Consider the following 2,011-nt stretch of genomic DNA (forward strand, 5'->3'; position numbering starts at 1 on the left):
TCAAAAAGTCGATCGCCCGGAGAGTCAAAAAGTCGATCGCCCGGAGAGTCAAAAAGTCGATCGCCCGGAGAGTCAAAAAGTCGATCGCCCGGAGAGTCAAAAAGTCGATCGCCCGGAGAGTCAAAAAGTCGATCGCCCGGAGAGTCAAAAAGTCGATCGCCCGGAGAGTCAAAAAGTCGATCGCCCGGAGAGTCAAAAAGTCGATCGCCCGGAGAGTCAAAAAGTCGATCGCCCGGAGAGTCAAACAGTCGATCGCCCGGAGAGTCAAACAGTCGATCGCCCGCACAGTCAAAAAGTCGATCGCCCGCACAGTCAAAAAGTCGATCGCCCGGAGAGTCAAAAAGTCGATCGCCCGGAGAGTCAAAAAGTCGATCGACTAAAACAAATCTCATTACCAAGGATTACCAATCATTCTAAAAGCCGCCCAATAATAAGGATGAGAAAAATTCCGAGTCCCCGTGTTTACCCATTCCGGCGGTAGCGGCACATTACCAAAAGAAGTCCGCAACATCCGCCCTTCAATGCGCACCTCTTGGCGCAACATAGCTAATTGCGCTTGCCGCAAGCCCTCAGCCTTAATCGGAGCAGTTTTCAACTGCCCGTAAAACTCCGCCATCAATCCCAAACTGCCCTCGTCGCTGACATACCAAAGAGTCGCCAGAGCTGATTTAACCCCGGCTTGCACCGCTAACCCGCCAAAGCCCAACTCCGCTTGTCGATCGCCCACAGCAGTCTTGCAAGCGCTCAAAACCAACAGTTCAACCTGCGGGCTGTCCCATCCCATTCGCCGCAACTGATCCAAACCCAATTTAGTATCCCACAACTGAATAAAGGATTCGCTGGGATCTCCCGATCGAAAGTCGGCGTGAGTAGCCAAGTGAATGATCCCAAAAGGGCGCTGCGATCGCAAATTTGCCAGAGTGAAAGCTTGATTCAAGAAAGACTTACCGGGCCACCGCTGCGGGGTGATTGTCGGTACTTCTATCTCCACCGCAGGTAAAGGACTCATATCGGCAAATTGCGACGCCCCCATTGCCAGAACTTGGGTATTTTTGAAGTTGGTGGGTTTGGTATCTGTCAAAGTCAGACTCGCCATCGAACCGACGCTGTAACGCTCTATCAGAAAGCCTTTGCCGTCGTGCAGGGCCGCCATCGGGATCGATCGCAACCCCATATCCGAGATAAAAGATAAATTCTGAATGCCTTTGGCTTGCAGCTCTGCCTCGATCGGCGCTACTATCCACTGGTAGAGCTGCTGAGCCCAGGGTAAATAAGTTTTAGTATTGCGCTTTACCGGATTAGTCAGTTCGGTGCGAAATCTCCCAACAGCTTCGATTACCTGGGCGCGAGAGGTTCCAGTGATGCGCTGGCGAACGGGCGCGCCTTCGGGGGTGATCACCATTAGTTCCAGTTCGTCAGAGGCTTGAATTTGCGGTTCTACGCGCAAGATGGACGAACTGTTGTCAGGCCTATCGACTGTAGAACCCTTGGGTACAAAGCTCATATAGATGATAGCTGGTTTGATGCCTGTGGCTTTTTGGACGGCGCCAAGGGTATTTTGAGCAACTTTTAGGGTGGCGAGCGCATTTGTGGGTGGCAAACTTAGGTAATCGACAAACTCCCTGGTAAATCTGTTTTCTACGGGATAAATAACCGCACCCGGGTTAGGTGGCAAATTGGAAATGTCAATATTCCGGGAGGCGGGAGGCGAATCGCGCTGTTGCAAGGAATTAGATATCTGGTTTTGCTGTTGCAAGCTGGCAGAAAATAAAGGATTTGTGCTCGGTGGGCCGCTGGCGGAGAGCTCCGGAACTTGCAGCAGTGTCGGTATTGGTGCGAGATTGATTGGCGCGGCACCAGGCAAAATTTGAGTAATTGTCGGCCCTGGCGCGATCGGCAAATTTGATATCGGTGTTTGATTTTGAATTGTCGGTGCGATCGGCAAATTTGATATCGGTGTTTGATTTTGAATTGTCGGTGCGATCGGCAAATTTGATATCGGTGTTTGATT

Annotated in this window: 2 protein-coding genes; one reads left to right on the forward strand and one right to left on the reverse strand. The window is 51.3% G+C overall.

The genetic code is table 11. The features are described from left to right. On the forward strand, positions 1 to 481 hold a 481-nt coding region (locus QUB64_RS32805), incomplete at its 5' end, for a bacteriophage T4 gp5 trimerisation domain-containing protein (RefSeq protein ID WP_333394362.1). Here the strand turns inward: QUB64_RS32805 and QUB64_RS32810 are convergent. Then, a partial coding sequence (locus tag QUB64_RS32810; RefSeq protein ID WP_333394365.1) for a CHAT domain-containing protein occupies positions 392 to 2,011 on the reverse strand: 1,620 nt, incomplete at its 5' end. The genes QUB64_RS32805 and QUB64_RS32810 overlap by 90 nt on opposite strands.

The organism is Microcoleus sp. Aus8_D2, assembly GCF_036702665.1.
Taxonomy (GTDB): domain Bacteria; phylum Cyanobacteriota; class Cyanobacteriia; order Cyanobacteriales; family Microcoleaceae; genus Microcoleus.